The 25,546-nt window shown below is 63.0% G+C and carries 26 protein-coding genes; 16 read left to right on the top strand and 10 right to left on the bottom strand.

Going from position 1 to position 25,546, the window contains the following annotated elements; all coding sequences use genetic code 11:
• The first annotated feature begins 23 nt into the window (after positions 1-23).
• From rpiA to C2134_RS14110, 6 genes are all read left to right on the top strand, one after another.
• Positions 24-683, top strand: a complete 660-nt coding sequence (gene rpiA, locus C2134_RS14135; RefSeq protein WP_103320808.1) for a ribose-5-phosphate isomerase RpiA — start codon at positions 24-26, stop codon at positions 681-683.
• Between the two features lie 209 nt (positions 684-892).
• On the top strand, positions 893-1,597 hold the full coding sequence (gene phoU / locus C2134_RS14130; protein WP_103320807.1) for a phosphate signaling complex protein PhoU: 705 nt from the start codon (positions 893-895) through the stop codon (positions 1,595-1,597).
• A 143-nt stretch (positions 1,598-1,740) separates the two neighbouring features.
• Positions 1,741-3,234, top strand: coding sequence for an exopolyphosphatase (ppx, locus tag C2134_RS14125; RefSeq protein ID WP_233196470.1), 1,494 nt, complete (start codon positions 1,741-1,743; stop codon positions 3,232-3,234).
• Positions 3,235-3,335: 101 nt separating this feature from the next.
• Positions 3,336-4,403, top strand: coding sequence for a magnesium/cobalt transporter CorA (gene corA / locus C2134_RS14120; protein WP_103320805.1), 1,068 nt, complete (start codon positions 3,336-3,338; stop codon positions 4,401-4,403).
• A 67-nt stretch (positions 4,404-4,470) separates the two neighbouring features.
• Entirely contained in the window at positions 4,471-4,704 is a 234-nt protein-coding gene (locus C2134_RS14115) for a DUF1902 domain-containing protein (RefSeq protein ID WP_103320804.1), read from the top strand.
• Positions 4,697-4,891: a type II toxin-antitoxin system HicA family toxin gene (locus tag C2134_RS14110; protein WP_103320803.1), complete on the top strand. Its 195-nt coding sequence runs from the start codon at positions 4,697-4,699 to the stop codon at positions 4,889-4,891. Before C2134_RS14115 ends, C2134_RS14110 begins: the two co-directional genes overlap by 8 nt.
• A 46-nt stretch (positions 4,892-4,937) precedes the next feature.
• On the opposite strand, the gene pncA is transcribed toward C2134_RS14110, so the two are convergent.
• Positions 4,938-5,570 carry a bifunctional nicotinamidase/pyrazinamidase gene (gene pncA, locus C2134_RS14105; protein ID WP_103320802.1) on the bottom strand — a complete coding sequence of 211 codons (633 nt, stop codon included), beginning with the start codon at positions 5,568-5,570 and terminating at the stop codon, positions 4,938-4,940.
• A 130-nt stretch (positions 5,571-5,700) separates the two neighbouring features.
• On the opposite strand from pncA, the gene C2134_RS14100 reads away from it, so the two are divergent.
• The 3 genes from C2134_RS14100 (at position 5,701) to C2134_RS14090 (ending at position 9,447) form a co-directional block, all read left to right on the top strand.
• A complete protein-coding gene (locus tag C2134_RS14100) occupies positions 5,701-8,046 on the top strand; it encodes a heavy metal translocating P-type ATPase (RefSeq protein ID WP_103320801.1) in 2,346 nt (781 codons plus the stop codon).
• A 34-nt stretch (positions 8,047-8,080) separates the two neighbouring features.
• Positions 8,081-8,290, top strand: coding sequence for a heavy-metal-associated domain-containing protein (locus tag C2134_RS14095; RefSeq protein ID WP_103320800.1), 210 nt, complete (start codon positions 8,081-8,083; stop codon positions 8,288-8,290).
• Positions 8,291-8,418: 128 nt separating this feature from the next.
• Positions 8,419-9,447: a linear amide C-N hydrolase gene (locus tag C2134_RS14090; protein WP_103320799.1), complete on the top strand. Its 1,029-nt coding sequence runs from the start codon at positions 8,419-8,421 to the stop codon at positions 9,445-9,447.
• A gap of 38 nt (positions 9,448-9,485) precedes the next feature.
• Here the strand turns inward: C2134_RS14090 and C2134_RS14085 are convergent, their stop codons facing one another.
• Positions 9,486-9,803, bottom strand: coding sequence for a DUF190 domain-containing protein (locus C2134_RS14085; RefSeq protein WP_103320798.1), 318 nt, complete (start codon positions 9,801-9,803; stop codon positions 9,486-9,488).
• Positions 9,804-9,825: 22 nt separating this feature from the next.
• Positions 9,826-10,593, bottom strand: a complete 768-nt coding sequence (locus C2134_RS14080) for a 3',5'-cyclic-nucleotide phosphodiesterase (protein ID WP_103320797.1) — start codon at positions 10,591-10,593, stop codon at positions 9,826-9,828.
• Positions 10,594-10,788: 195 nt separating this feature from the next.
• Here C2134_RS14080 and C2134_RS14075 point away from each other — a divergent pair, with 195 nt between their 5' ends.
• Together C2134_RS14075 and C2134_RS14070 are read left to right on the top strand one after the other, a co-directional pair.
• Positions 10,789-12,660, top strand: a complete 1,872-nt coding sequence (locus tag C2134_RS14075; protein ID WP_199179945.1) for a S9 family peptidase — start codon at positions 10,789-10,791, stop codon at positions 12,658-12,660.
• A 134-nt stretch (positions 12,661-12,794) separates the two neighbouring features.
• A complete protein-coding gene (locus C2134_RS14070; RefSeq protein WP_103320796.1) occupies positions 12,795-14,231 on the top strand; it encodes a glycoside hydrolase family 1 protein in 1,437 nt (478 codons plus the stop codon).
• Here C2134_RS14070 and C2134_RS14065 read toward each other — a convergent pair whose 3' ends face one another.
• The 4 genes from C2134_RS14065 to lgt form a co-directional block, all read right to left on the bottom strand.
• On the bottom strand, positions 14,232-14,930 hold the full coding sequence (locus tag C2134_RS14065; protein ID WP_233196461.1) for an amino acid ABC transporter permease: 699 nt from the start codon (positions 14,928-14,930) through the stop codon (positions 14,232-14,234).
• On the bottom strand, positions 14,912-15,652 hold the full coding sequence (locus C2134_RS14060) for an amino acid ABC transporter permease (protein WP_103320795.1): 741 nt from the start codon (positions 15,650-15,652) through the stop codon (positions 14,912-14,914). Before C2134_RS14060 ends, C2134_RS14065 begins: the two co-directional genes overlap by 19 nt.
• 74 nt (positions 15,653-15,726) lie before the next feature.
• Entirely contained in the window at positions 15,727-16,530 is an 804-nt protein-coding gene (locus C2134_RS14055) for an ABC transporter substrate-binding protein (protein ID WP_103320794.1), read from the bottom strand.
• 176 nt (positions 16,531-16,706) lie between these two features.
• On the bottom strand, positions 16,707-17,558 hold the full coding sequence (gene lgt / locus C2134_RS14050) for a prolipoprotein diacylglyceryl transferase (protein WP_103320793.1): 852 nt from the start codon (positions 17,556-17,558) through the stop codon (positions 16,707-16,709).
• Positions 17,559-17,755: 197 nt separating this feature from the next.
• Here lgt and ilvD point away from each other — a divergent pair, with 197 nt between their 5' ends.
• Positions 17,756-19,612: a dihydroxy-acid dehydratase gene (ilvD, locus tag C2134_RS14045; RefSeq protein ID WP_103320792.1), complete on the top strand. Its 1,857-nt coding sequence runs from the start codon at positions 17,756-17,758 to the stop codon at positions 19,610-19,612.
• Positions 19,613-19,754: 142 nt separating this feature from the next.
• On the opposite strand, the gene C2134_RS14040 is transcribed toward ilvD, so the two are convergent.
• The 3 genes from C2134_RS14040 to C2134_RS14030 form a co-directional block, all read right to left on the bottom strand.
• Complete coding sequence (locus C2134_RS14040) at positions 19,755-20,075, bottom strand: SMR family transporter (protein ID WP_103320791.1); 321 nt, start codon at positions 20,073-20,075, stop codon at positions 19,755-19,757.
• A complete protein-coding gene (locus tag C2134_RS14035; RefSeq protein WP_103320790.1) occupies positions 20,072-20,440 on the bottom strand; it encodes an SMR family transporter in 369 nt (122 codons plus the stop codon). Before C2134_RS14035 ends, C2134_RS14040 begins: the two co-directional genes overlap by 4 nt.
• 159 nt (positions 20,441-20,599) lie before the next feature.
• On the bottom strand, positions 20,600-21,697 hold the full coding sequence (locus tag C2134_RS14030; protein ID WP_103320789.1) for an AAA family ATPase: 1,098 nt from the start codon (positions 21,695-21,697) through the stop codon (positions 20,600-20,602).
• A gap of 609 nt (positions 21,698-22,306) precedes the next feature.
• Between C2134_RS14030 and C2134_RS21575 the strand changes: the two genes are divergently transcribed.
• The 4 genes from C2134_RS21575 to nrdR all read left to right on the top strand — a co-directional run bounded on the left by C2134_RS21575 (position 22,307) and on the right by nrdR (position 25,539).
• Positions 22,307-22,546 (top strand): hypothetical protein, encoded by a 240-nt coding sequence (locus tag C2134_RS21575; RefSeq protein WP_158248774.1) that lies wholly within the window; start codon positions 22,307-22,309, stop codon positions 22,544-22,546.
• Positions 22,486-23,565 (top strand): hypothetical protein, encoded by a 1,080-nt coding sequence (locus C2134_RS14025; protein ID WP_103320788.1) that lies wholly within the window; start codon positions 22,486-22,488, stop codon positions 23,563-23,565. Before C2134_RS21575 ends, C2134_RS14025 begins: the two co-directional genes overlap by 61 nt.
• A gap of 151 nt (positions 23,566-23,716) precedes the next feature.
• A complete protein-coding gene (gene glyA, locus C2134_RS14020; protein ID WP_103320787.1) occupies positions 23,717-24,964 on the top strand; it encodes a serine hydroxymethyltransferase in 1,248 nt (415 codons plus the stop codon).
• Between the two features lie 116 nt (positions 24,965-25,080).
• On the top strand, positions 25,081-25,539 hold the full coding sequence (nrdR, locus tag C2134_RS14015; RefSeq protein WP_043625973.1) for a transcriptional regulator NrdR: 459 nt from the start codon (positions 25,081-25,083) through the stop codon (positions 25,537-25,539).
• Positions 25,540-25,546 lie beyond the last annotated feature (7 nt).

Genomic DNA, 25,546 nt, shown 5'->3' with positions numbered 1-25,546 from the left:
ACAACATGCCAGGAGGCTACATCATGCTGACCCAGGACCAACTGAAACTCGCCGTTGCCAAGAAAGCGCTGGAATTCGTGCCGGAAGACGCCATTATCGGCGTGGGCACCGGCAGCACCGTCAATCTGTTCATCGAGGAACTGGCCGGCATCAAGGACCGGATCAAGGGCGCGGTGTCCAGTTCCGACGCCTCCACGGCTCGCTTGAAGGCGCACCACATCCCGGTATTCGACCTGAACGAGGTGGATAAGCTGCCGGTGTACATCGACGGCGCCGACGAGATCAACCATCACCTGCACATGATCAAAGGCGGCGGCGCGGCGCTGACGCGCGAGAAGATCGTGGCCGGCGTGGCCGACGAGTTCATCTGCATTGCCGACGAGAAGAAGTACGTCACCATGCTGGGCGCCTTCCCGCTGCCGATCGAAGTCATCCCGATGGCGCGCAGCTATGTGGCGCGCGAACTGGTGCGCCTGGGCGGCCATCCGGAACTGCGCCAGGGCGTGACCACCGACAACGGCAATGTGATCCTGGACGTGCACGGCCTGCAGATCATGAAGCCGGTGGAGCTGGAAGAAACCATCAACCATATCGCCGGGGTAGTCACCTGCGGCCTGTTCGCCCGCCGCCGCGCCGATGTGCTGCTGCTGGGCAAGCAGGACGGCGTGGCCGTGCTGCGCTGAGCGCGCGCCGGCCAAGCCGATGCCGGACGCCCGCCTGGCCGAATTTTTGTGTCGATTGGGCGGCGCGTCTTGCCTCGGCGGCAGGCCGCGCTAAGCTGATCTAATTGGTAAGGGCATTGCCTTGCCGACGCGGAGAGAAGACATGTCACGGCACTGTCATCTTGCCGACTTACCATTTTCTTTTTACTTGCAAGATCCTTGAGGCAGACATGGCAGAGCATATTTCCAAGCAGTTCGATCTGGAACTGGAAACCATCCGTACCCGCGTGCTGCAAATGGGCGGCCTGGTGGAGCAACAGATCCTGTCCGCTGTCGATGCCTTGATGTCCGGCGATATCGCCCGCTTGGACAAGGTGGCGGCCGAGGACGCCCTGGTCAATGCGATGGAAGTCGGCATCGACGACGACTGTCTGCACATCATCGCCCGCCGCCAGCCGGCGGCCAGCGATCTGCGCATCGTGTTCACCGTGATCAAGATCATCACCGATCTGGAGCGCATCGGCGACGAAGCGGCCAAGATCGCGCGCATGGGCAAGACCATCCATCAGTCCGAGCGCTATCAGATGCCGCGCTTCCGCGAAATCGAGAAGATGGCCGAGGTGGCGCTTGCCATGCTGCGCCGCGCGCTGGATGCCTTTGCCCGGCTGGACACCTCCGCCGCTTTGGAGCTGGCGGAGGAAGACATGCGGCTGGACGAGAATTTCGCCTCCGAGCTGCGCCAGCTGATCACCTTCATGATGGAAGATCCGCGCACCATCAGCATGTCCATCGACACGCTGTTCATGTCCAAGGCCATCGAGCGCATCGGGGACCACGCCAAGAACATCTCCGAGTACGTGGTCTATCTGGTGAAGGGCAAGGACATCCGCCACACCACGCTGGAAACCATCAAGCGCGAGACCCTGGGCCGCTGACGCGGGCGCTTGCCTGACATGACGCGGGAGGCAAAATGGCGGTAACATTTCACGGTTACCGCCATTTTGTTGCCAAGGCGAGGCGTCGGGCCTTCGCGCCGCGCGCTCCCGGCAGAAACCATCGAACAAGAAAAGGGGTGTCTTTGACACACACCACGCCCCCCCATACCGTATTGGCCACCGTAGACCTGGGCTCCAACAGCTTCCGCCTGCAGGTTTCCCGCGTAGTGGACGACCAGTTGTACGCGCTGGACGTGATGAAAGAAACCGTTCGTCTGGGCGCCGGCCTGACCGCCGAAAAAAATCTGGATGAAGACACTCAGCAGCGCGCGCTGGCTTGTCTGGCCCGTTTCGGCGAGCGTTTGCGCGGTTTTGTGCCGGGCCAGGTGCGCATCGTCGGCACCAATACCCTGCGCGTCGCCAAGAATGCCCAGGCCTTTATCGAAGAGGCCGAGGAAAAACTCGGCTTTCCCATCGAGGTGATCGCCGGCCGCGAAGAAGCGCGGCTGATCTACCTGGGCGCCGCCCACTCGCTGCCGGATACCAAGGAGCGGCGCATGGTGGTGGATATCGGCGGCGGTTCCACCGAATTCATCATCGGCAGCCACTACAAGGCCCTGGTGACCGAAAGCCTGCCGCTGGGCTGCGTCAGCTACACGCTGCGCTTCTTCCCCGGCGGCAAGCTCACGCGCAGCAACTTCCGCGACGCGGTATTGGCCGCGCGCAACGAGATCCAACGCATCCGCCACGAATACCGGCCCAGCGAATGGCAGCTCGCCGTCGGCACATCCGGCACCGCGCGCTCCTTGCGCGACGTGCTGGAAATCAACGACTGGAGCCGCTCCGACATCACGCTGGACGGCATGGAGCAGCTGCGCGAGCTGCTGATCAAGCAGGGCAGCATAGACGCCGTCAAGATCAACGGCCTGAAGGCCGACCGCGCGCCGGTGCTGGCCGGCGGGCTGGCCATCATGATCGCGGTGTTCGAAGAGCTGCAAGTCGAGAAGATGATCGTCACCGAAGGCGCGCTGCGCGACGGCGTGCTGTACGACCTCTTGGGCCGCCAGCGCGAAAAGGACATGCGCGACAGCACGGTGGGGCTGTTCAAGCGGCGTTATCACGTGGATGCGCAGCAGGCCGAGCGGGTCAATCAGCTGGCCGAGCGGCTGTATCGCATGCTGGCCGGCGAGGACGTGGACCAGGACATGCTGAAGCTGCTGTCCTGGGCGGCCAAGCTGCACGAAATCGGCCTGACCATCGCCCACACCGCCTATCACAAGCATTCCACCTATATCCTGCAGAACGCCGACATGCCGGGCTTCTCCAAGCGCGAACAAGCGGCGCTGGCCACGATTGTGCTGGGCCACCGCGGCGACATGGGCAAGATGGCGCAGTACATCAGCCAGCCGGTGCTGTGGCAGGCCGTCGTCGCGCTGCGCATTGCCGTGCTGTTCCATCGCCGCCGCCAGCCGCTGGCATTGCCGGAGGTGCTGGATCTGAAGCAGAACGCCAGCGGTTTTGAGTTGAAAGTCAGCCAATCCTGGCTGCAGGAAAATCCGCTGACCGCCAGCAGTTTCCGCCAGGAAGTGAACCAATGGAAGACTGTCGGGTTCAAACTGGACATCGTCCAGGAATAAGCCGACGCTGATATAGCGGTAACGCGGCCCGGGCTGTCCCGGGCCTTTTCATTGCGCGGCCTGCGCCTGGACCCTCCTTCCCATCATGTCCAAGGAGCCGCATGCGCCATCCTGTCCTGAAACGCCAGATCCCGTCGCTGGGCGAAGCGCCTGGCGCGCTGATTCCCGTCGGCGAGGCCAAACCCGGTGAAACCAGCCTGAGCTGGATCGAATACGACGCCGAAACCCTGAGCGAAACCGTTTGCCGCGACGTCGAGCAGGCCCTGGCGCAGGCTCCGGCCGGCAAGGTGCGCTGGCTGAATGTGTACGGCCTGCGCGACACCGAGGCGATGAAACGCCTGGGCAGCCATTTTGGGCTGCATCCGCTGGTGCTGGAGGATATCCTCAACGCCGGCCAGCGGCCCAAGGTCGAAGACTACGGCGATTATCTGTTCATCGTCAGCCGGGTGTTCGACTATCCGCTAGATGGCAGCCGGCTGGTGTCCGACCAGGTTTACATGGTGTTGGGCGAGGGGTTTGTGCTGACCTTCCAGGCGCGCCCCATCGGCGTGTTCGATGCGGTGCGCGACCGCCTGCGCCGCCAGCGCGGCCAGGTCCGCCGCAAAGGCGCCGACTATCTGGCTTATTCCTTGCTGGATGCGGTGATAGACGATTATCTGGCGGTGCATACCCGGTTCAACGAGCGCATGGAGCAGGTGGATGGCCGTCTGCTGTCCGGCAACGATCACGGCCTGCTGCGCCAGGTGCAGCGCCTGAAGCGCGACTGCCTCAAGCTGCGCCGCGCGCTGTTGCCGCTGCGCGAAGTGCTGCTGGCGCTGAATCGCGGCGAAGATGGCCTGTTCGCGCCGGAAACCCAACTGTATCTGCGCGACGCTTATGACCATACCATCCAGTTGCTGGAATCGCTGGAGATGAGCCGGGAGATGGTCAGCGACATGCTGGATCTGTACCTGTCCACCCAGTCCAACCGGCTCAATCTGCAGATGCGCAAGCTGACTGTGCTGACCATGATCTTCATGCCGCTGACGCTGATCGCCGGCATCTACGGCATGAACTTCGAACACATGCCGGAACTGAAGTGGCACTATGGCTATCACGCGGTGTTGGGCGCGATGGCGTTGCTTACGAGCGGCTTGGCGTGGGCGTTCTGGAAGCGGAAGTGGATTTGACGCTCTATCTTTGCAGTGCCATGATGAAGCGGAGCCTTGATTCTATTGAGAATGGCAGGAGAGTGACATGAAACCGTTTTCAGTTCATGCAGTCAGAGATGCTGAAGCCGGTGTTTGGGTGGCCAGCAGCAAAGATGTCCGAGGGCTGGTTGCGGAGGCATCGACGCGTGAGGAGCTTGTCGCCAAGCTCAAGGTGCGTATTCCGGAGTTGCTGGAGTTGAATGACCAGCCATTGCCTGAGGGCGAGATCCGTTTTCGTCTGAAATGGGAAGAGGTTTCGACCGAGGTCATTTGTGACTGACTTTACCGCAGCGGTAAAGAAAAAGTTGAAGGAGCATGGCTGCCGCTTTGATCGCCAAGGTAAAGGTGATCATGAAATCTGGTATAGCCCAATCACCAATACGAAATTTCCCGTTGATAGCGGCATCAAATCTCGGCATACGGCCAATGAAATCATGAGGCAAGCTGGCATCAAGTATCATTTTTGAATCGCGTTCCAAGCCAAACAGCCGGCGACAAGCCGGCTCATTGGTTTCATACCTCGTCCGATCTCACCCGCTTGACCCCCGCCTGCCGCATTGTCATCCAGGCATCGGCCAGCGAGCCGTCGATGTCTATCGCGCGGCAGGCGTCCTCCACCACGAAGGTTTCAAAACCGGCGGCGCGGGCGTCGATGGCGCTCCAGGCCACGCAGAAATCGGTGGCCAAACCAGCCAGCCACACCTTCTTGACCCCCAGCGTATTCAGATAGCCGCCCAGACCGGTCGGCGTGGTTCGATCCGCCTCCACGAACGCGGAATAGCTGTCCACCGCGGCGTGGATGCCCTTGCGCACGATGAGCCGGGCTCGCTCGGTTTCCAGCTCGGCATGGAAGGCCGCGCCGTGGCTGCCGGCCACGCAATGGTCCGGCCACAGCGTCTGCGCGCCGTAGGGCAGGTCTATGTTCTGGAAGGGCTGCTTGCCGGGATGGCTGCTGGCGAAGGAGATGTGGCCGCGCGGATGCCAGTCCTGGGTCAGCACCACGTTTTCGAACAGCAGCGACAGGTGGTTGATCAGCGGCACCACTTCGTCGCCGTCGGGCACGGCCAGCTCGCCGCCGGGACAGAAGCTGTTCTGCACGTCCACTACCAGCAATGCGCAGTCGGGGCCATAACGTTTCAGGGGCATGGGCAACACCTTATTGTTGTGTTCAGGTGTATTTGTTAACACGCTGACGGCCATGGGTAAAGTCCATGCACGCTTTCTCGCTTGTCTTTAATACCCTTGGGGGGTATATAATGGGCGGCAGGAGGTCGTCATGACGCAATCCCTTACCCTGCCGGTTTCCGGCATGAGCTGCGCTGCCTGCGCCGCTCGCATCGAAAAGCAGTTGAACCGCTTGCCCGGCGTCGATGCCGCGGTCAGCTTCGCCAGCGAAAGCGCGCAGCTGCGTTACGACCCGGCGCAGGCCAATCCGCAGCAACTGGTGGCAGCCATAGAGCGCTGCGGCTTTGCCGTGCCGCGGCAGTCGATGCGCCTCGGCATCGGCGGCATGAGCTGCGCCGCCTGCGCCGCCCGCTTGGAAAAGGTCTTGGGCAAGCTGCCGGGCGTCAGCGCCAGCGTCAGCTTCGCCGGGGAGTCGGCGCAGCTGGCATGGCTGCCAGGCCTGACGGATCTGGATGCCGTGCTGGCGGCGGTGCGCCGCGCCGGCTTCGAACCGCTGCTGCCCGAGACCGAGGACAAAGCCGCGGACGCCTCCGCCGCCCGTTATCGACGCGAACTGGCCTGGTTCGCCGCGTCGGCCGCGATGACCCTGCCATTCCTGGTCGAAATGATCGCCATGTTCGCCGGCAGCCATCATGGCTGGCTGCCGCGGCTGTGGCAGCTGGCGCTGGCCACTCCCGTGCAGTTCGTCATCGGCTGGCGTTTCTACCGAGGCGCCTGGCAGGCCTTGCGCGGCGGCGTCGCCAATATGGACGTGCTGGTGGCCCTGGGCACCAGCATGGCCTGGCTGCTGTCCGCCGCGGTTACGCTGCTCAATCTGCCGGGACAGCATGTGTATTTCGAAGCCAGCGCGATGGTGATCACGCTGGTGTTGCTGGGCAAGCTGCTGGAGACGCGCGCCAAGGGCAAGGCCTCGGCGGCCATCGCCGCCTTGATGAAGCTGGCTCCCAAGACGGCGCGGGTGGAGCAGGGCGGGGAATTGATCGACGTGCCGGTGGATAGACTCAAGCATGGCGATATCGTGGTGGTGCGCCATGGCGACAGCCTGCCGGTGGATGGCGAGGTGGTGTCGGGCGAGGCCTGGCTGGACGAGAGCATGCTGACCGGAGAAAGCCGGCCAGTGGCCAAGCGCGCTGGGGACAAGGTCTACGCCGCCACGCGCAATCAGGACGGCATGCTGAAGGTGCGGGCGCAAAGCGTGGGCAGCGAAACGCAGCTGGCGGAGATTGTGCGCATGGTGGCGGCGGCCCAGGGCAGCAAGGCGCCGATCCAGCGGCTGGCTGATCGTCTCTCCGCCGTGTTCGTGCCCGCAGTCAGCGCCGTCGCGCTGCTGACGTTTCTATCGACGGGCTGGCTGCTGGGCAGCTGGAGCGCGGCCTTGATCCACGCGGTGGCAGTGCTGGTGATCGCCTGCCCCTGCGCGCTCGGCCTGGCGACGCCGACCGCCATCATGGTGGGCGTGGGCAATGGCGCGCGGCGCGGCATCTTGTTCCGCAATGCCGAGGCGCTGGAGCGGGCCGGCAAGGTGGACGTGCTGCTGGTGGACAAGACCGGCACGCTGACCGAGGGGCGGCCGGTATTGCGCCACGCGCTGGCGCTGAGCGGCGATGAGGATGCGCTGATCCAGCTGGCCGCCAGCGTGGAGGCCGGCTCCGAGCATCCCTTGGCGCGCGCCTTGCTGCAAAAAGCGCAGGAGCGGGGACTGCCGTTGCTGACTTGCGCCGATTTCCGGGCCGAGGTGGGGCGCGGCGTCGCGGCGCTGGTGGAGGGGCGCGGCCTGGTGCTAGTCGGCACGCCGGCTTGGCTGGACATGGCCATGCCCGACGAGGCGCGCGCTTGGCAGGACGCAGGCGCTACCGTGGTGGCGGTCCGCATGGATGGTCAGGCGCTGGGTTGGCTGGCGCTGGCCGATCCTCTGCGCGCCAGCTCGGCCGAGGCGCTGCGCCAGGCGCGCAGCCTGGGCGTGCGGGTGATGATGCTGACCGGCGACGACGCGGCCACCGCGCGCAGCATCGCCGCCGAGGCCGGCGTCGACGAATGGCGCGCCGGCATGCGGCCGCAAGACAAGGCCGTCGTGGTGCGCGAGTTGCAGGCTGCCGGCCGCAAGGTGGCGATGCTGGGCGACGGCGTCAACGATGCGCCGGCCTTGGCGGCGGCCGATGTCAGCTTGGCTATGGGGTCCGGTTCCGACGTGGCGATCTCCGCCGCCGACATCACCCTGATGCGCGGCGACTTGCGCCATGCGGTGGACGCCATCCGGCTGTCGCGCCGGACGCTGGCCAAGATACGGCAGAACCTGGCGTTTGCTTTCGTGTATAACATGCTGGGGATACCGCTGGCGGCACTGGGCCTGCTCAATCCGGTGATTGCCGGCGCGGCGATGGCCGCCAGCTCGGTTTCCGTGGTGTCCAATTCTTTATTGTTGCGCCGCTGGCGCTGAATCAATCCTTAACTTTCATTGCGTGGAGAAGAATATGGCGGACTTGACCCTTAACATCGACGGCATGACTTGCGGCGGCTGCGTCAAAACTGTGCAGGACGTGCTGGACACCATGGCCGGCGTCAGCGACACAGCGGTCAGCCTGGAGGCCAAGCAGGCCCAGGTCAGTTACGATCCGGGCATCGTCTCTCCGGAAGAGCTGGCGGCGGCGGTGGCCGAGGCCGGCTTTGAGGTAAGTTTCTGACGCGTCCTGAGCGAAAGATCAGTTTCGCCTGAACTGAAGGCGAGGTCTCCTATGGTCTACCCCATGTCGCCGCCTTGTCGGCGGCGCCGTCCGGCGGTTGGGCATGGGACGAACGTAGGAGACCTGGCATGTGCACGCATTTTCAATTGCAGGCGAAGGACAGGAATCATGTGGTGGGCCGCTCTATGGAGTTCGCCCGTTCGCTTGATCCGGCGTTCTATATCCAGCGGCGCGGTGAGTCCTTCCAGCAGCCGGTTTGGGCCGGCGCGGATTTCCAGAAAATGGCCGATGCGCCGACGTGGTCGGTTCGCTATGGCTATGTCGGCATCAGTTCCACCAATCTGCCCTTGCCAGGCATCAGCCAGCGCATCGTCTCCGACGGCTTGAACGAGGCAGGCCTCAGCGTCAGCCTGTTGTGGCTGCCGTGCACCCGGTATCAGGATTTTTCCCGTGTCGAGACCACGGTGCTGGCGCCACTGTTCGCCGACTGGGTGCTGGCGCATTGCGGCAGCGTGTCGGATGTGCGCGAATTGCTGCCGACGCGCCAATTCTGGCTGCCGGACTGGCTGGCCAAACAGCTGCCGCTGCATGCCGCCATTGTCGACAAGGACGGCCGTTCGCTGGTGGTGGAATTCCAGGATGGCCAGCAGAAGATCTACCATAACCCGGTAGGGGTCTGTACCAATGCGCCGTGGTTTCCCTGGCATCTGGACAATCTGGGCAATTATCTGAATCTGACGCCAGAAGATCCGCAGCTGCGAGAGATCGGCACCTTGCCGGTCAGCCCGCCGGGGCATGGCGGCGGGCTGGCGGGCCTGCCCGGCAACGCCACGCCGCCGGCGCGCTTTGTCCGCACCGTCTACCTGAAGCAGTTCGCCAATCAGCCCGACGATCTGCGGCAGGCCTATGCGCAGGCTACCCATCTGCTCAATGCGGTCGATATTCCGCGCGGCACGGTGCGGGACGGCCAGGACCAGGATTACACGCAATGGGCGGTGGTGAAAGGGCTGAACAGCGGCGAGATTGCCCTGCGCACCTATGACTGCATGCAGTATTGCGGCCTGCGGCTAAACGATATCGACTTCGCCAGCGTGGCCAGCCAGGTGATTCCGCTACCCAAGCTCGACGACATCACTTTCATCCAGCCTGCCGGCTAACCGCAGGCCCGTTTCCGCGCCGGCGGGCCGGCGCGGCTTCAGACTTCTCCCAGCATGCCGTATTCGACGGGCATTTTGACGTAGAACACCTTGACGCCTTCCTCGCGCAGCCGGTCCAGCAGCAAGTCGGCTTCCACCGCGTTCAGCGCCATCGTCACCTCTTCCGGCTGATCGGACAGCTCGAAGAAGCGCGCGGCGTGGATGCGGCGGCCGGTGCCGAATCCTTCGCTGGCCGCGAACAGCGTGGCGCCGCTGATGCCCAGACGGCGCGCTTCCTGCAGAATCCATTCGGCCAGCGGCATGCCATGATGGCGATGCCCTTGCTGGGTGAAGAACGACAGCTGGTAGCCTTGCATCGAATCCTTCCTCCATCACGGCTCAAAGTTCGATCAGCGTACCCTCTTTCAGCAGGCAGGTGTGCATGCCGGGTGGGCAGCGGTTCAGCATCTGCTGCATCACCGCCTCGCGGCAACTGGGGTCGATATGGGTCAGCCACAGATGGACATTGGCGGGCAGCTGCGGCAGTAGGCTGCCCAACAGGGCCGGCACCATGCGGCCTTGCTGTTGCGCGTCGTGCAGGCGTTCGTCGCTGTAGGTGACTTCGCAGATCACATCGGTCAACGCTGGCGTGCCGGCTAGGCGCTGCCAAAAAGCCGGGCAGGTGGCGGAGTCGCCGCTGAAGGCCAGGGCGCGCCATGGGCCTTCGATCAGCCAGCCCAGCGCCGGGACGCTGTGTTCGGCCGGCAAGGCGGTGGCCAAGCCATCTTCCAGCGCCACGGTGTCGCCGACATCTACCGGCTTCAGCCGCAGCCAGGGCGCGTCGGGCGCCGGCTGGCGGGTGTAATCCGGCCAGATGCAGCCGTTGAACACGTGTTTGCGCAGCGCGTCCAGGGTGGCCTCATGCGCATAGACATCGAGGCCGGGGCCGCGCAGGCAGGCATGCACGTCGGCCAGCAGCGGCAGCAGGCCGCAGTGGTCGATGTGGCTATGGGTCAGCAGCACGCGGCGCAGCCGCAGCATCTCTTCCGCCGCCAGGCTGCCGCAACCGGTGCCGCAATCCAGCAGGGTGTCCTGGCCCAGCAGCAGACAGGTGGTCAACCCGGGCTGGCCGATGCAGGCCGCGGTGCCGAGAATGCGGATATCCATGGCTTTCTCCGATCTCCGCGGGAACGCTTTGCTTCGATTGTAGTCAGGCAGCAGGGTGTCGGCGCTTTTTCCTTGCGAAATGCTTTTGGCATGTTGTGGGCAAGGACCGCCGGGGCTATGATCTTTGGGCGTCTTTTCTAGCCAGACGATCCGCATTCGACGGAACCCCGGCGAGGATGCTATGGAAATCAGAGGATGAAAATGAAACAAACCATCATGACCGCGCTGGCGGCATCGCTGCTGTCTGGATCGGTATGGGCGGCGGATATCCCGCTGCGCGACTTTTTCCGCAACCCGGAACAAACCAATTTCACCGTCTCTCCCGATGGCAAGAGCGTGGCCTTCCTGTCGCCGTGGGAGTCGCGCCGCAATATCGTGGTGCGCCGCCCCGGTCAGCCGGACAAGCGCGTAACGGCAGTGAAAGACCGCGATCTGGCAGGGTATTTCTGGAAGGGCAGCGACCGGCTGGTCTACGTCAAGGACAATGGCGGCGACGAAAACTTCCACCTGTTCAGCGTGGACCTGAAAACCGGCAAGACGCGCGACCTGACGCCGTTTCCCGGCGTGCGCGCGGAAATCGTGGACGGCCTGATCGACAAGGACGACCAGCTGCTGATCAGCCTGAACAAGCGCAAGCGCGAAATTTTCGATGTGTACCGGGTGGATCTGAAAACCGGCAAGCTGACGCTGGAAGCGGAAAATCCGGGCAAGGTGACCAGCTGGGGCACGGACCACAAGGGCAATATCCGCATCGCCATCGAGACCGACGGCGTCAACAATACCGTGCTGTACCGCGACGAGCCGGGCGGCAAGTTCCGCAAGCTGCTCTCCACCACCTTCCGCGAGAGCTTCTCGCCGCTGTTCTTCACCTTCGACAACCAGCGTTTCTACGCCGCCAGCAACCTGGGCCGCGACAAGACCGCCATCGTCGAGTACGACCCGAAGACCGGCAAGGAAGTGAAGGAAATCTATTCCCGCCAAGATGTCGATGTCAGCGATCTGGCCTACTCGCGCAAACGTAAAGTCATCACTTGCGCCAGCTTTGAGACCGACAAGCTGGGCCGCGAGTGCTTCGATCCGCAAGCGCGCGAGCTGTATGCCAAGCTGCAGGCGCACTTCCCAGGCAACTTGGTTGAAATCCAGTCTGCGGATCGCGCCGAAGACCGCTTTATCGTGGCGGCTTGGAACGACAAGACTCAGGGCAAGCGCTACCTGTACGACACGAAAACCGACAAGCTGACGCTGTTGGCTAATATCACCCCGTGGCTGCCAGAAGACAAGATGGCTTCCATCAAGCCTATTCAGTATCAGAGTCGCGATGGGCTGACCATTCACGGCTATCTGACGTTGCCCAAGGGCAAGGAAGACGCCAAGAATCTGCCGGTGATCGTCAATCCGCACGGCGGCCCGTGGCATCGCGATAGCTGGGGCTTCAACCCGGAAGTGCAATTCTTTGCCAACCGCGGCTGGGCGGTGTTGCAGATGAACTTCCGTGGCTCCACCGGCTATGGCCGCCAGTTCTGGGAGTCCTCGTTCAAGGAGTGGGGCGGCAAGATGCAGGATGACGTCACCGACGGCGTCAACTGGCTGGTGCAGCAAGGCATCGCCGATCCGAAAAAGGTGTGCATCTACGGCGGCAGCTACGGCGGCTACGCCACGCTGGCCGGCATCACCAAGACGCCGGAGCTGTACCGCTGCGCCGTCGATTACGTCGGCGTGTCCAACCTGTTTACCTTCATGACCACCATCCCGCCGTACTGGAAGCCGTTCCTGGATTCGATGTACGAGATGGTGGGCCACCCGGAAAAGGACAAGGATCTGCTGCGCGAGCGTTCGCCGGTATTCCATGTGGACCGCATCCAGACCCCGCTCCTGGTGCTGCAAGGCGCTAAGGACCCGCGCGTCAACATCAACGAATCGAACCAGATCGTCGATGCGCTGAAAAAGCGCGGCGTGGAGGTGGAATACATCGTCAAGGACAACGAGGGTCACGGCTTCCATAACGAGGAAAACCGTTTCGCCGCCTATGGCGCGATGGAAAAGTTCTTCAAGAAATATCTGGACTGATCGCGAAAGCCTTTGCCGAGAGCCCGCCGCCTGGCGGGCTTTTTCTTGTCCCTTGTCAAACCGGCGGGTGAACTTGGCGGCGCCGGCGGCGACCAATAGCCCATCATTGATAGTCTTCTCGACCGGAGCACCCCATGCATCACGTCAGCCTCAGACCTTTTCCCGACAACTTCCTGTGGGGCGCCGCTTCCGCCGCCTACCAGGTGGAGGGCGCTTTCGATATCGACGGCAAGGGCTTGTCGGTGTGGGATGTTTTCGTGCGCGAGCCGGGCCGCACTTTCCAGGGCAGCAATGGCGACGTTGCGGTGGACCACTACCACCGCATGGAGGAGGACGTGGCGCTGATGGCCGAGATGGGGCTGACCGCCTACCGTTTCTCCGTCAGTTGGCCGCGCGTGCTGCCGCAAGGCCGCGGCGCAGCCAACGAGGCCGGCCTGGCTTTCTACGACCGCCTGATCGACGCCTTGCTGGCGCAGGGCATCGAGCCGGTGCTGACGCTATACCACTGGGACATGCCGCAGGCCTTGCAGGACGAATACGGCGGCTGGGAAGGCCGGCGCGTCATCGACGACTTCGGCGACTACTGCGCCTTGCTGTTCCGCCGTTACGGCGACCGGGTCAAGACCTGGGTGTCGCTGAACGAACAGAACTACAACCTCAGCAACGCCTATCTGCTGGCGACGCACCCGCCGGCACTGGCCGACCGCAAGCGTTTTTACGCCGCCAACCACATCGCCTTCCTCGCCAACGCGCGCGCCATCCAGCTGTTCCGCCAACTCGTGCCGGATGGCCGCATCGGTCCCAGCTTCGCTTATTCGCCGGCCTATCCGGCGTCCTGCGCGCCGGCGGACCTGCTGGCCTTCGACAATGCCGAGGAATTCACCAACCACTGGTGGCTGGACACCTACTGCTACGGCCGCTATCCGCAAGTGGCGCTGGCCTGGCTGCGCCAGCGCGGCGAAGCGCCGGACATTCTGCCCGGCGACATGGCGGCGCTGGCGGCGGCCAAGCCGGATTTCATCGGCCTCAATTACTACTACACGCTGACTTATACCGACAACCCGCCGGACGGGGTCGGTTTGCAGCGCATCAACACCACCGGGCAGAAGGGCAGCACGCCGTCCAGCGGCGTACCCGGCTTGTATCGCACCACACCGAATCCGCAACTGGAAACGTCCAACTGGGACTGGGCGATAGACCCGACCGGCCTGCGCATCGCCTTGCGCCGCCTGACCAGCCGCTATGCGCTGCCGGTGCTGATCACGGAGAACGGCCTGGGCGAGTTCGACCGGCTGGAAGACGGCGACCAGGTCCATGACGCCTACCGCATCGATTACCTGCGCCGCCATCTGGCGGCCTGCCAGGAGGCGATCAGCGACGGCGTGGCGCTGATGGGCTTCTGCGCCTGGTCGTTCACCGACATCCTGAGTTGGCTCAATGGCTACCAGAAGCGCTACGGCTTTGTCTACGTCAACCGCGACGAGACCGATGTCCGCGACTTGCGCCGCGTGCGCAAAGACAGCTTCTTCTGGTATCGGCGCGTGATCGCCAGCGGCGGGCGCGAGCTGTGATTACGCGGCCCGGCGCCAGCGGCGCTGGGCCATATGCCCGCCCAGCTGCAGCAGGGCGCACAGCGCAAGGTAGCCGACGGCGATGGCGCTGAAGATTTCCAGCGGATACACCTGCTCGCGGTTGTTGACCTGGGTGGCGACGAAAGTGAACTCAGCCACGCCGACGATATAGGCCAGCGAGCTGTCTTTCAGCAGCGACACCCACTGATTGACGAAGGAGGGCAGCATGATACGCAGCGCCTGCGGCAGGATCAGCCAGCGCAGCGTCTGCCAGCGCGAGAAGCCCAGCGCCAGGCCGGCCTGCCACTGGCCGCGGCCGACCGCATTGAGCCCGGCCAGCACGGCTTGGCCCAGATACGCCGCGTGGATCAGCGCCAGCGCCAGAATCACGGTGATGAGGCCTGGAATGTCGATGCCGAACAATAGCGGCAGCAGGAAGTAGCACCAGAAGATCAGCATCAGCACCGGGATGGCGCGCAGCATGGCGGTGACGGCCATCACGGCGCGCCGCAGCGCCGCGCCGCCCATTAACTGGGCGATGCCCAGCGCCAGGCCCAGCGCGCTGGCGAGCAGCGCCGCGGCCAGGCTCAGCAGGGCGGTCAACAGCAGGCCGCCGGCTTCGCCATTGGCCAGATTGCCCCACAGCAGGTAGTCCAGATTGTCGTGAATCACGGCCGGGATCATCGCAGCGTCCTCCATTCCGGCTCCTGACGCTGGGCCAGCAGCTGGGTGATCAGCACCAGGATCAGATACAGCGCGGTGGCGACGGCGAAAGCCTGGAAGGCCAGCAGCGTCTCGGTTTCCACCTGGCGCGAGGCGTAAGACAGCTCCGCCAGGCCGATGGCCATGGTCAGCGAGGTGTTCTTGACGATGGCCGTGTACTGGCCCACCAACGGCCGCTTCACCAGCTGCCAGGCCTGCGGCAGCACCACCAGGCTCAATACCTGCCAGCCGCTCATGCCCAGCGCCCGCGCCGCCAGACGCTGGCCTTTGGGCACGGCGTTCAGGCCGGACTGCAGTTCGCCGCAGATGAAAGCCGCGCTGTACAGGGTCAAGGCGGTAAAGGCGGCCAGGAACTCGAACGAGGGCCAAGGCAAGGACAGATCAAAGGGCAGCGCCAAGGCGTGCGGCGTGTTCAGCCAGATTTTCGCTTCGTCCGGCAATAGGCCGGACACGCCGAAATACCACAGCAGCAGCTGCACCATCAGCGGCGTGTTGCGGTGCAGGCCGACGAACAGCCGCGCCGCCAGCCGCAGCGGCCGCAGGCCGCTGTCGAGTAGCGCGGTGAAGACAATGCCAAGCAGGCTGGCGGCCAGGACCACCAGCAGCGACAGCCAGCCGGTGAGCAGCGCGCCCTTGGCCAGCCAGGCCAGATAGTGCGGCTCCAGCCAGTTATGGCCGAGCCAGGAGGGAGGGGTCATGCAAATTTCTTTCTACGGCGTGAAACGGCAAAACCGCCGGCGCGCGGCGGTTGTGGACAGCGGAACAGCTCGTGTCAGGTCGCGTCGCCGATCTTGAAATCGCGCGGCAGCGGGGCCTTGGTCTTGGGGCCGAACCAGTGGTCGTAGATCTTGGCCGCTTCGCCGCTCTTTTCCAGCTGCTGCAGCGTGTCGTTGACCGCCTTGGTCAGACGCGCTTCGCCCTTGGGCAGGCCGATGGCTTGGTATTCGCGGGTCAGCGTGAACGGCGCCAGCTCATACTTGGCCTTGTCCGGCGCGTTGGCCAGCAGGGCGGCCAGCTTGGAGCCGTCCTGGGTGATGGCCTGCACGTTGCCGTTGCGCAGCGCGGTGAAGGCCAGCGGGGTGTCGTCATAGGCGACAACCGTGGTCTTCGGGTATTTCTCACGCAGATACACTTCCTGCGTCGTGCCCTTGTCCACGCCCACGCGCAGGCCAGAGAGCTGTTCCGGCTTCTGCAGCGTGCCCTTGCGCACGATGAATTGCTGGCCGGAGGCGAAGTAGGGCAGGCTGAAGTCCACTTGCTTCTTGCGCTCGTCGGTCACGGTGAAGTTGGCGGCGACGATGTCGGCCTTGCCGGACACCAACAGCGGCACGCGGTTGGCCGGATTGGTTGGGATCAGTTGCAGCTTCACGCCCAGCTTCTTGGCGATGTGCTGAGCCACATCGACATCCAGGCCGACGATCTGGCGGGTCTTGGCGTCGAGAAAGCCGAACGGCGGATTGCTGTCGAAGGCGGCGACGCGCAGCACGCCGGCTTTCTTGATGTCGTCCAGGCGGTCGGCCAGGGCGGCGGTGGAAGTCAGGGCGACGGCGAGTGCGAGAGCGAGGGTCTTGTTCATGGCAGGCCTTGTAAAGTTCTAATGATGCGGAATCGATTGGCGCCATCTTACCCTGTTTGATTAATTCCAATAAATTCTAAAAAATTAGTTACATATTCCTTATTTTGTTATTTTGGTGGGGCATGCATGAAAAAAGCCGGGAATGATCCCGGCTTTTGCATGCTGGATGGGGCGGTTCAAGCAGGCTTGCGTTTGCCGAAGAACACAAACAGCGCTACGCCGATGACGATCATCGGCAGGCTCAGCCATTGGCCCATGCTGATCACGTCGGACTTGCCGAAGATGCCGGCATCGGGATTGCGGAAGTATTCGCTGATGAAGCGGGCCAGGCCATAGCCGATCAGGAATACCGCCGACACCTGGCCGCGCGCGCGCGGCTTGGCGCTGTACAGCCACAGGGCGCCGAACAGCACGATGCCTTCCAGCGCAAACTCGTACAGCTGCGACGGGTGGCGCGTGAGGCCGCCGTAATGCATCAGCATGTTCATCAGGTCCGACGACTGTTGCGCCTCGGCGATATCGTCCATCCGGGCCTGCGGGAACAGCATGGCCCATGGCAGGTCCGGGCTGGCCACGCGGCCCCACAACTCGCCGTTGATGAAGTTGCCGACGCGGCCGGCCGCCAGGCCCAGTGGCACCAGCGGCGCGATGAAGTCGGTCAGTTGCCAGAAGCCCCGGCCTATCTTGCGGCCATACAGCGCCACGGCTACCAGCACGCCGATGAAGCCGCCATGGAAGGACATGCCGCCTTTCCATACCATGAAGATTTCCAGCGGATGGCTGAAATAGAAGCCGGGCTGATAGAACAGCACTTCGCCGAGGCGGCCGCCCACCACCACGCCGACTGCGCCGTACATCAGCATGTCGTCCAGCTGCGGCACGGTCAGCACGTCGTTGCCCTTTTTCAGGCGGTATTTGCCCAGGGTGAGAAACAGGGCGAAGCCCAGCAGGTACATCAGGCCGTACCAGTGCACGGCGAGCGGGCCGAGATGAACGGCAACCGGGTCGAACTGAGGATGAATCAGCATTTGTCAGGGATGTGCGTTTGCGGTAAAAGAAATGGTTGACGAGATTATACGGAAAGCGTTCCCCGCCGTCGCGCCGCTCATCCGCGGCGCCTAGGCAAAAGGCTGGCCCACCCGGCACCCGCGGGCCAGCCGCCGCAAGCTTACCCTGCCTGCGTGACAGAATGACGACCGGCTTTGAACCTATTAAAGGAAGCATCATGCCCCAATACCGCTCCCGCACCTCCACCGCCGGCCGCAATATGGCGGGTGCCCGCGCGCTGTGGCGCGCCACCGGGATGACCGACGCCGACTTCGGCAAGCCCATCATCGCCATCGCCAATTCCTTCACCCAGTTCGTGCCTGGCCACGTCCATCTGCAGAATATGGGCCAGCTAGTGGCGCGCGAGATTGAAAAAGCCGGCGGCGTGGCCAAGGAATTCAACACCATCGCCATCGACGACGGCATCGCCATGGGCCATGGCGGCATGCTGTACAGCCTGCCCAGCCGCGACCTGATCGCCGACAGCGTGGAGTACATGGTCAACGCGCACTGCGCCGACGCGCTGGTGTGCATCTCCAATTGCGACAAGATCACCCCGGGCATGCTGATGGCCGCCATGCGGCTGAACATTCCGGTGGTCTTCGTCTCCGGCGGGCCGATGGAGGCCGGCAAGGTGCAGTGGGGCAACGAAGTGCGCAAGCTGGACCTGGTGGACGCCATGGTGGAGGCCGCCAACAGCGCGGTGTCGGATGAAGATGTGGACCGCGTCGAGCGTTCCGCCTGTCCGACTTGCGGCTCCTGCTCCGGCATGTTCACCGCCAACTCGATGAACTGTCTGACCGAGGCGCTGGGTCTCAGCTTGCCCGGCAACGGCAGCCTGGTGGCGACCCACGCCGACCGCAAGGAATTGTTCCTGAAGGCCGGCCGCCTGATCGTCGAGCTGGCCAAGCGTCATTACGAGGGCGAGGACTATTCCGTTCTGCCGCGCAGCATCGCCACCAAGCAGGCCTTTGAGAACGCGATGAGCCTGGACGTGGCGATGGGCGGCTCCACCAATACCGTGCTGCACCTGCTGGCCGCCGCCAGCGAGGCCGGGGTGGATTTCAAGATGGCCGACATCGACCGCATCAGCCGCGGCGTGCCGTGTCTGTCCAAGGTGGCGCCGGCCACGCAGAAGTATCATATGGAAGACGTGCATCGCGCCGGCGGCGTGATCGGCATCCTGGCCGAGCTGGATCGCGCCGGCCTGCTGCACCGCGATGTGCCCACCGTGCATAGCCCCAGCCTGGGCGCGGCCATTGAACAATGGGATGTGATGCGCCACGGCGAGGGCAGCGAGGCGCACCGCTTCTACCGCGCCGCGCCGGGCGGCGTGGCCACCACCATCGCCTTCTCGCAAAGCATGCGCTACCCGACGCTGGATAATGACCGCGCCGATGGCTGCATCCGCGACAAGGCCAACGCTTACTCGCAGGATGGCGGCCTGGCCGTGCTGTACGGCAATATCGCCGAGCGCGGCTGCATCGTGAAGACGGCCGGCGTCGATGAATCGATACTGAAATTCACCGGACGCGCGCGCATCTTTGAAAGCCAGGACGCTGCGGTGGAGGCGATTCTGGCCGACCGCATCGTCGCTGGCGATATCGTCATCATCCGCTATGAGGGCCCTAAGGGAGGCCCGGGCATGCAGGAGATGCTGTATCCCACCTCGTATCTGAAATCCAAGGGTCTCGGCAAGGCCTGCGCCTTGCTGACCGATGGCCGCTTCTCCGGCGGCACGTCCGGCCTCAGCATCGGCCATGTTTCGCCGGAAGCGGCCGAGGGCGGCGCGATTGGCTTGGCGGAAGAGGGCGACACGGTGGAAATCGACATCCCGAACCGTCGAATCCATCTGGCCGTGTCGGATGAGGTCTTGGCCAAACGCCGCGCCGCGATGGAGGCGAAGGGCCGCGACGCCTGGCAGCCTGTGGGCCGCAGCCGCGTGGTCAGCCCGGCCCTGCGCTCCTATGCCGCGATGACCACCAGCGCGGATACCGGCGCGGTGCGCGATGTGTCGCAAGTGGAACGTAAATAAAAAAACGTAGGGTGCGTCACCCCAAAGTGGCGACGCACCTAATGAAAGGGGAGGCGCTCTGCCTCCCCCTTTTGTTCCAGGCGGGCCTGAAAATTTCGCCGCGGTCCCGCTTGGGACGGTGGAATTTTCGGGCCTGGCTGTTTTAGACGGTGGACAGCGTCACCACCGCCGCTGCGACGATGCCGATGCCGGCCCAGCCGATAGGCTTCAGTTTTTGTTTGTACAGCAGGCGGCCGCCGATGGCGGTGCCGAGAATCCCGATGGAACCCCACAAGGCGTAGGCGATGGCCAAATCCATGCCTTTCACGGCCTGTCCCAGCAGCGCAAAGGCTATCCATACCAGCAGGATGGCGCCGATGCCCCATAGTTTGCGGCGGAAGCCGTCAGATTTTTCCAGCATCAGATTGGCGCCCACTTCTATCAGCGCCGAGGCCAGCACAAACACTAAATACATGGTTTTCATGCTGTGGCCTCCTCGTCATGAGGTTCGCCCAGCGTGACGCAAGTCAGGCCCAGCAAGGCCAGCGCCAGTCCAATCAGCTCTTGCGGCACCAGCTTTTCGCCGAACAGCCAGACGCTGACGATGGTGAGTCCAATCAGACCCAGTCCTTCCCATACGGCGTAGGCTACGCCGACCGAGATGCCGCGCAGGGCCAGGGACAACAGGTAATAAGACAAGGCCAGTGCGCCCGCCATCCAGATATAACCCAGATAGCCGCCGTTGCGAGCCGCGATGGCCATGAAGGAAGTGCCGATAATTTCACAGACAATGGCCGCGAACAACAAGGCCCAGGCCAGCAATAATGGAGAGCATAATTTTCTATACATAGTGTTGAATAAAATAAACAAGACAGGGGTCAGACCCAGGCTGGCTTGGCAGAGTTCCCCGCAGCTTCGGACTATAAAATCGGCATATCGGCGAAAATAAAGAAAAATACGATCAAAAGACGTAAAAAACCGCCTGGCGGCGGCTGGGGACAAATCGCTTCAGTGGTCGTCGTTCAGCAGGGTTTCGCCGTCCTGCAGGGCGAGCGGAAACAGCTTCAGCGGACGATGACGGCGGATCAGTTCGGCTAGATGCGGCGAGTGGCTGGTGACCCAGATTTGGCTGTAGCGGCTGGCTTCCGCTATCAGCCGCGCCAGTGACGGCAGCAGCGCCGGATGCAGGCTGTTTTCCGGTTCGTTCAGCGCCATGAAGGCAGGCGGACGCGGGCTGAGCAGGGCGACTGTCAGACACAGGAAGCGCAGCGTGCCATCGGACAGTTCGGCGGCCTCCAGGGGCCGCAGCAAGCCTTCGCGCTGCATCAGCATCTGGAAACGGCCCTGGGCGGCGTCCACCAAGAAATGGCTGTCGGGAAAGGCCTCGGCCAATACGCTGCGCAGCAAATCGCGGTCGCCTATCTCGACAATGGTCTGGTAGGCTGCGGCCAGGTTGGCGCCGTCGTGCGCCAGCACGGGCGAGCGTATGCCCACTTGCGGCGCGCGCAGCGGCGAGCCCGGCCAGGCGGCGAATTCATGATAGAAGCGCCAGCGACGCAAGGTTTCCCGCAGTTGCGACAGCTCCGGGTAGCGGTGCGGTTCGGCCAATTGGCCGAAGATGGACTCCTCCGCCCGCAGGCTGGCCGGGTAGGTGTTGCGTTCCCCATCCACGCCGCATAGGAAGGCCGCCTGGTTGCGGCGCTCCAGCAGCAGCGTCGAAGGCCTGCGGCCATGGCTGGCCAGCCACAGGCTTTCCTCCTTCACCAGCGGGTCAAGCGAGAACAGGCTCATGCTGGGTTCGGGATAACCCAGTTGCAGCTCGTAGTCGTAGTCATCCAGTCTGACCGACAGAATCATGCGCTTAGGCCCGCGGGCCTTGTCGCCCCGGCGCGGCCCGCCCGCCCACATCGCTTTCTGGATGCCGCCTTCCTCGGCCAGCGCTGCGGCCAGCCGGCCCTCGGCCGAGGCGTGCAATAGATGGATGGCCTTGTACAAATTGGATTTGCCGCAGCCGTTGGCGCCGACGACGACGTTGAGGGCCTCCAGCTCCAATGTCAGTTTGCGGATCGAGCGGAAGCCGGCCAGGCTGATGCTGTTGATGGGCATGGTGAGAGTAGGGGGGACAGAAGGGATTGTGACCAGCGGCGGCGGGGCGGGTTCCGCTTTTGACTATCTTGTTAGGTATTGATCATTGTCATAATTCTGGAAGGCAACGGTGCTATTATGGCGATGTCCTTGTAGGACAATTGGGAACTTGCAGCCTTGCCTGCAGTCCATCCAGACCCATCCCCGGGCTGTTTCTACGTGTTCAGTTATCGCCAAATCGAACAATTCTCCCTGCTTCTTATTCGTTTTGTTTCGAAAATGAAATATTTCTTAAAGTACAATGGGATAATGTAAGGTATTTTTTTACATTTTCAGCATGGCTATTGTGGCTTTCCCGTACGACTGCATAATCGACCATCTGATTTTGGATAGTAGGCGCTTGCTGTTTTGTGCTGGGTTGTGTCGGGCGGAATTATGAAGAAACTGTGCGTATCGCAATGATTTTTAAGAGTTTTGCCAAGAGTTGGCGGTGGGACGGGCAAAAAAAATGCGCGGTGCCTTACGGCCCGCGCCAAGTCTACAAAGGAGAAATAGAGGAGAAACTATCAAGAAGCAATTGCTGCATCTCAACGAGAACGGATTATCCGGATAGCGCTACCAGGTGTCAACATGTGCGTTTCCGAAAATGTCGAGAAATATAACTTTTTGTCGCGCCTAAATACATTTATTGTTTGTGGGCGCAATTCTGGCAAGGGTTTACGTTTTTGTCATGTTGCGATCGTGGCCGAGCAAGCGCGTGGCGGCTGTGCCACAATACGGTTTTTTCGACTGTTGCAGGATGCCCGCCCATGGACGCTGTCCGTCACCTTCTTCCCGATCCGCGTCAATATCACCCGCAAGTTTCCCTGACCAACCGACTGATCCATCATGCCCAGTCCGTGCTGGACGCGCCGGACGCCGGCGAGCGCGATATGTGGCGCCAGGCCCTGGTGGGCGCAATCGACGAGATGTTGCAGCGTGGCGAGGTATTGTCGATCTCCGTGGCCTTGGCCATGGTGCCGACGCAGGCCTGCTATCAGATCGTCTGGGACGCTTTGCGCCAGGCCGTAGAAGAGGCCGGCGGCGCGCGCGCGCTGGTATTCGCCTTGCCGCTGGTGTTGGTGGCCGGCAGCCGCGAGCAGGCCGAGCTGCCCGGCGCCATCGCCGATGTCGAAGGCTTGAACGCGCTGCTGCGCCAGCATGGCGTGTTCGCCGCGGACGGCGACGCGGCCTTGTCCGGCGTGTTGCTGCATCCGGACAGCTTGGTGGGCCTGGATGCGCTGACCTTATATAGAATGGCCCGGCAAGGCGAGGCTGCCCGCGACAGCTTGCCGGCGCAGGCGGCGCCGGTCACCGTGAAGGAGGAAGGCGTATTCCTGCGCTACCTGATAGGCGTGGCCGTGCAGCGCGAAGGCGAGGCGTGTCCGGTCAAGCTCGGCGGTTCGGTCGGCGCCTGGGGCATGCCGCTGATGAAGTTCCTGGGCGAAGAGCTGAAGACCGATGGCGTGACGCTGTTCCCGATTGCCCGGCCGCCGCTGCCGGCGATGCAGGCGCTGGTGGCCGGAAACCATGCCCGCTTCGAGGTGGCGCTGCAAGTGTTCGCCAGCAGCCAGATCCGCCGCTTACGCGAACTGGACAAGGAGCCGGTGGCCATCGTTTCCGCGCATGAGAACGGCGAGCTGCACTTCACCGTTTCCGCCAAGGGAGACGAGCGCAACTGGGAGGGCTTCGTCTGGCCGCTGGCTTCGCTGGACAACCTCAAGCTGATCGAAGAAAACTTCCGCGAGCTGATGAGCGAGTGCCGCGTGCGAGAAGTGCATGTGCTGCCAGAGCTGCAGCCGGAAAGCCGCGACGGCGTGCCGCTGTTTTTCACAGCGGACGATTTGTAAGTTACCAGGAGTAAGGGGCCCCGCATCGCGCGGGGCCTTCTGCTTGGCGGGTCTGGTCGGGGCCCGGGCGCTTGCTTCACGTTAAGGTTTCCGTTTGGGCATTTCGTGTAGAATGGCCCGATCGTTAACCTATTGATGGAAGAGCCAGACGATGTTTGCTGCCGACCAGACGATTGCCAAATTCGACCCCGAACTCGCCGCCGCGATTGCCGCCGAGTGCCAGCGCCAGGAAGATCACATCGAGCTGATCGCCTCGGAGAACTACACCAGCCCGGCAGTGATGGAAGCCCAGGGCTCCCAACTGACCAATAAGTATGCCGAAGGCTACCCGGGCAAGCGCTTCTATGGCGGTTGCGAGCATGTGGACATCGTCGAGCAGCTGGCCATCGACCGCGTCAAGCAACTGTTCGGCGCGGAATACGCCAACGTGCAGCCGCACTCCGGTTCCCAGGCCAACCAGGCGGTGTACTTCTCCATCCTGAAGCCGGGCGACACCGTGATGGGCATGAACCTGGGCCATGGCGGCCACCTGACCCACGGCTCTCCGGCCAACCTGTCCGGCAAGATGTTCAACATCGTCGCCTACGGCCTGAACGACAAGGAAGAAATCGACTACGACGACATGGAGCGCGTGGCGATGGAAACCAAGCCGAAGCTGATCATCGGCGGCGCGTCCGCTTATGCCTTGCGTTTCGACTTCGAGCGCATGGGCCAGATCGCCAAGAAAGTCGGCGCTTACTTCATGGTGGACATGGCGCACTACGCCGGCCTGATCGCCGCCGGCCTGTATCCTAACCCGGTGCCGCATGCCGACTTCGTGACCTCGACCACCCACAAGACCCTGCGCGGCCCGCGCGGCGGCATCATTCTGGCCAAGGCCGAGTTCGAGAAGAGCATCAACAGCAATGTGTTCCCGACCCTGCAAGGCGGCCCGCTGGAGCATGTGATCGCCGCCAAGGCCGTGGCCTTCAAGGAAGCGCTGCAGCCCGAGTTCAAGATCTATCAGGAACAGGTGCTGAAGAACGCCTCCATCATGGCCAAGACCCTGGCCGAGCGCGGCGTGCGCATCGTGTCCGGCCGCACCGAGAGCCATGTGTTCCTGGTGGATCTGCGCGCCAAGGGCCTGACCGGCAAGGCGGCCGACGCGCTGCTGGGCCGCGCCCACATCACCGTCAACAAGAACGCCATCCCGAACGACCCGGAAACCCCGTTCGTGACGTCCGGCATCCGCATCGGCTCCCCGGCCATCACCACGCGCGGCTTCAAGGAAGCCGAGGCCATCGCCGTAGCCAATATGGTGGCCGACGTGCTGGACAATCCGAACGACGACGCGCTGATCGCTCGCGTGGCCGAGCAAGCCACCGCGCTGTGCCATCGCTTCCCGGTTTACGCCAAGTAAATCCGTTTCGCGCTGTGAAGAAGCCGCCCCTAGCCGGGCGGTTTTTTTATGGCCGCGATGTATTGGCGAGGCTTTGCTGATAACATCTATTTATTGCAACTCTCAGGATTCTTGTCATGAAATGCGCGTTTTGTGGCAACCCGGACACTCAGGTGATCGATTCCCGCGTCAGCGAGGATGGCAGCAGCATCCGCCGTCGCCGCCGCTGCCCCGTCTGCGACAAGCGCTTCACGACTTTCGAAACCGCCGATGTGCGCATGCCGCAGGTGGTGAAGACAGCAGGCCACCGTTCCGAGTTCGACATCGAGAAAGTGCGCACCAGTTTCCTGCGCGCGCTGCACAAGCGGCCGGTGTCCACCACGCTGGTGGACGAGGCGATAGACCGCATTTGCCATAAGCTGCTGCAATTGGGCGAGCGCGAGGTCAGCAGCCGGCAGATCGGCGAGATGGTGATGGCGGAGCTAGCGCGGCTGGATAAAGTGGCCTATGTCCGCTTCGCCTCGGTTTACCGCAGTTTCCAGGATATTTCCGAATTTACCGATGCGATCAAGGAAATTCAAAAGTCATCGCATTGACAGTTTG

This window comes from Chromobacterium sinusclupearum, assembly GCF_002902845.1.
In the GTDB taxonomy this organism is placed as follows: domain Bacteria; phylum Pseudomonadota; class Gammaproteobacteria; order Burkholderiales; family Chromobacteriaceae; genus Chromobacterium; species Chromobacterium sinusclupearum.
This window is presented reverse-complemented; position numbering and strand designations above follow the sequence as displayed.

Bases quoted from the DNA above. Each gene is read 5' to 3' on its own strand.
- rpiA (WP_103320808.1), top strand. From the start codon at position 24: ATGCTGACCCAGGACCAACTGAAACTCGCCGTTGCCAAGAAAGCGCTG.
- phoU (WP_103320807.1), top strand. From the start codon at position 893: ATGGCAGAGCATATTTCCAAGCAGTTCGATCTGGAACTGGAAACCATC.
- corA (WP_103320805.1), top strand. From the start codon at position 3,336: ATGCGCCATCCTGTCCTGAAACGCCAGATCCCGTCGCTGGGCGAAGCG.
- C2134_RS14115 (WP_103320804.1), top strand. From the start codon at position 4,471: ATGAAACCGTTTTCAGTTCATGCAGTCAGAGATGCTGAAGCCGGTGTT.
- pncA (WP_103320802.1), bottom strand. From the start codon at position 5,570: ATGCCCCTGAAACGTTATGGCCCCGACTGCGCATTGCTGGTAGTGGAC.
- C2134_RS14100 (WP_103320801.1), top strand. From the start codon at position 5,701: ATGACGCAATCCCTTACCCTGCCGGTTTCCGGCATGAGCTGCGCTGCC.
- C2134_RS14095 (WP_103320800.1), top strand. From the start codon at position 8,081: ATGGCGGACTTGACCCTTAACATCGACGGCATGACTTGCGGCGGCTGC.
- C2134_RS14090 (WP_103320799.1), top strand. From the start codon at position 8,419: ATGTGCACGCATTTTCAATTGCAGGCGAAGGACAGGAATCATGTGGTG.
- C2134_RS14085 (WP_103320798.1), bottom strand. From the start codon at position 9,803: ATGCAAGGCTACCAGCTGTCGTTCTTCACCCAGCAAGGGCATCGCCAT.
- C2134_RS14080 (WP_103320797.1), bottom strand. From the start codon at position 10,593: ATGGATATCCGCATTCTCGGCACCGCGGCCTGCATCGGCCAGCCCGGG.
- C2134_RS14075 (WP_199179945.1), top strand. From the start codon at position 10,789: ATGAAAATGAAACAAACCATCATGACCGCGCTGGCGGCATCGCTGCTG.
- C2134_RS14070 (WP_103320796.1), top strand. From the start codon at position 12,795: ATGCATCACGTCAGCCTCAGACCTTTTCCCGACAACTTCCTGTGGGGC.
- C2134_RS14065 (WP_233196461.1), bottom strand. From the start codon at position 14,930: ATGGAGGACGCTGCGATGATCCCGGCCGTGATTCACGACAATCTGGAC.
- C2134_RS14060 (WP_103320795.1), bottom strand. From the start codon at position 15,652: ATGACCCCTCCCTCCTGGCTCGGCCATAACTGGCTGGAGCCGCACTAT.
- C2134_RS14055 (WP_103320794.1), bottom strand. From the start codon at position 16,530: ATGAACAAGACCCTCGCTCTCGCACTCGCCGTCGCCCTGACTTCCACC.
- lgt (WP_103320793.1), bottom strand. From the start codon at position 17,558: ATGCTGATTCATCCTCAGTTCGACCCGGTTGCCGTTCATCTCGGCCCG.
- ilvD (WP_103320792.1), top strand. From the start codon at position 17,756: ATGCCCCAATACCGCTCCCGCACCTCCACCGCCGGCCGCAATATGGCG.
- C2134_RS14040 (WP_103320791.1), bottom strand. From the start codon at position 20,075: ATGAAAACCATGTATTTAGTGTTTGTGCTGGCCTCGGCGCTGATAGAA.
- C2134_RS14035 (WP_103320790.1), bottom strand. From the start codon at position 20,440: ATGTATAGAAAATTATGCTCTCCATTATTGCTGGCCTGGGCCTTGTTG.
- C2134_RS14030 (WP_103320789.1), bottom strand. From the start codon at position 21,697: ATGCCCATCAACAGCATCAGCCTGGCCGGCTTCCGCTCGATCCGCAAA.
- C2134_RS21575 (WP_158248774.1), top strand. From the start codon at position 22,307: ATGTGCGTTTCCGAAAATGTCGAGAAATATAACTTTTTGTCGCGCCTA.
- C2134_RS14025 (WP_103320788.1), top strand. From the start codon at position 22,486: ATGGACGCTGTCCGTCACCTTCTTCCCGATCCGCGTCAATATCACCCG.
- glyA (WP_103320787.1), top strand. From the start codon at position 23,717: ATGTTTGCTGCCGACCAGACGATTGCCAAATTCGACCCCGAACTCGCC.
- nrdR (WP_043625973.1), top strand. From the start codon at position 25,081: ATGAAATGCGCGTTTTGTGGCAACCCGGACACTCAGGTGATCGATTCC.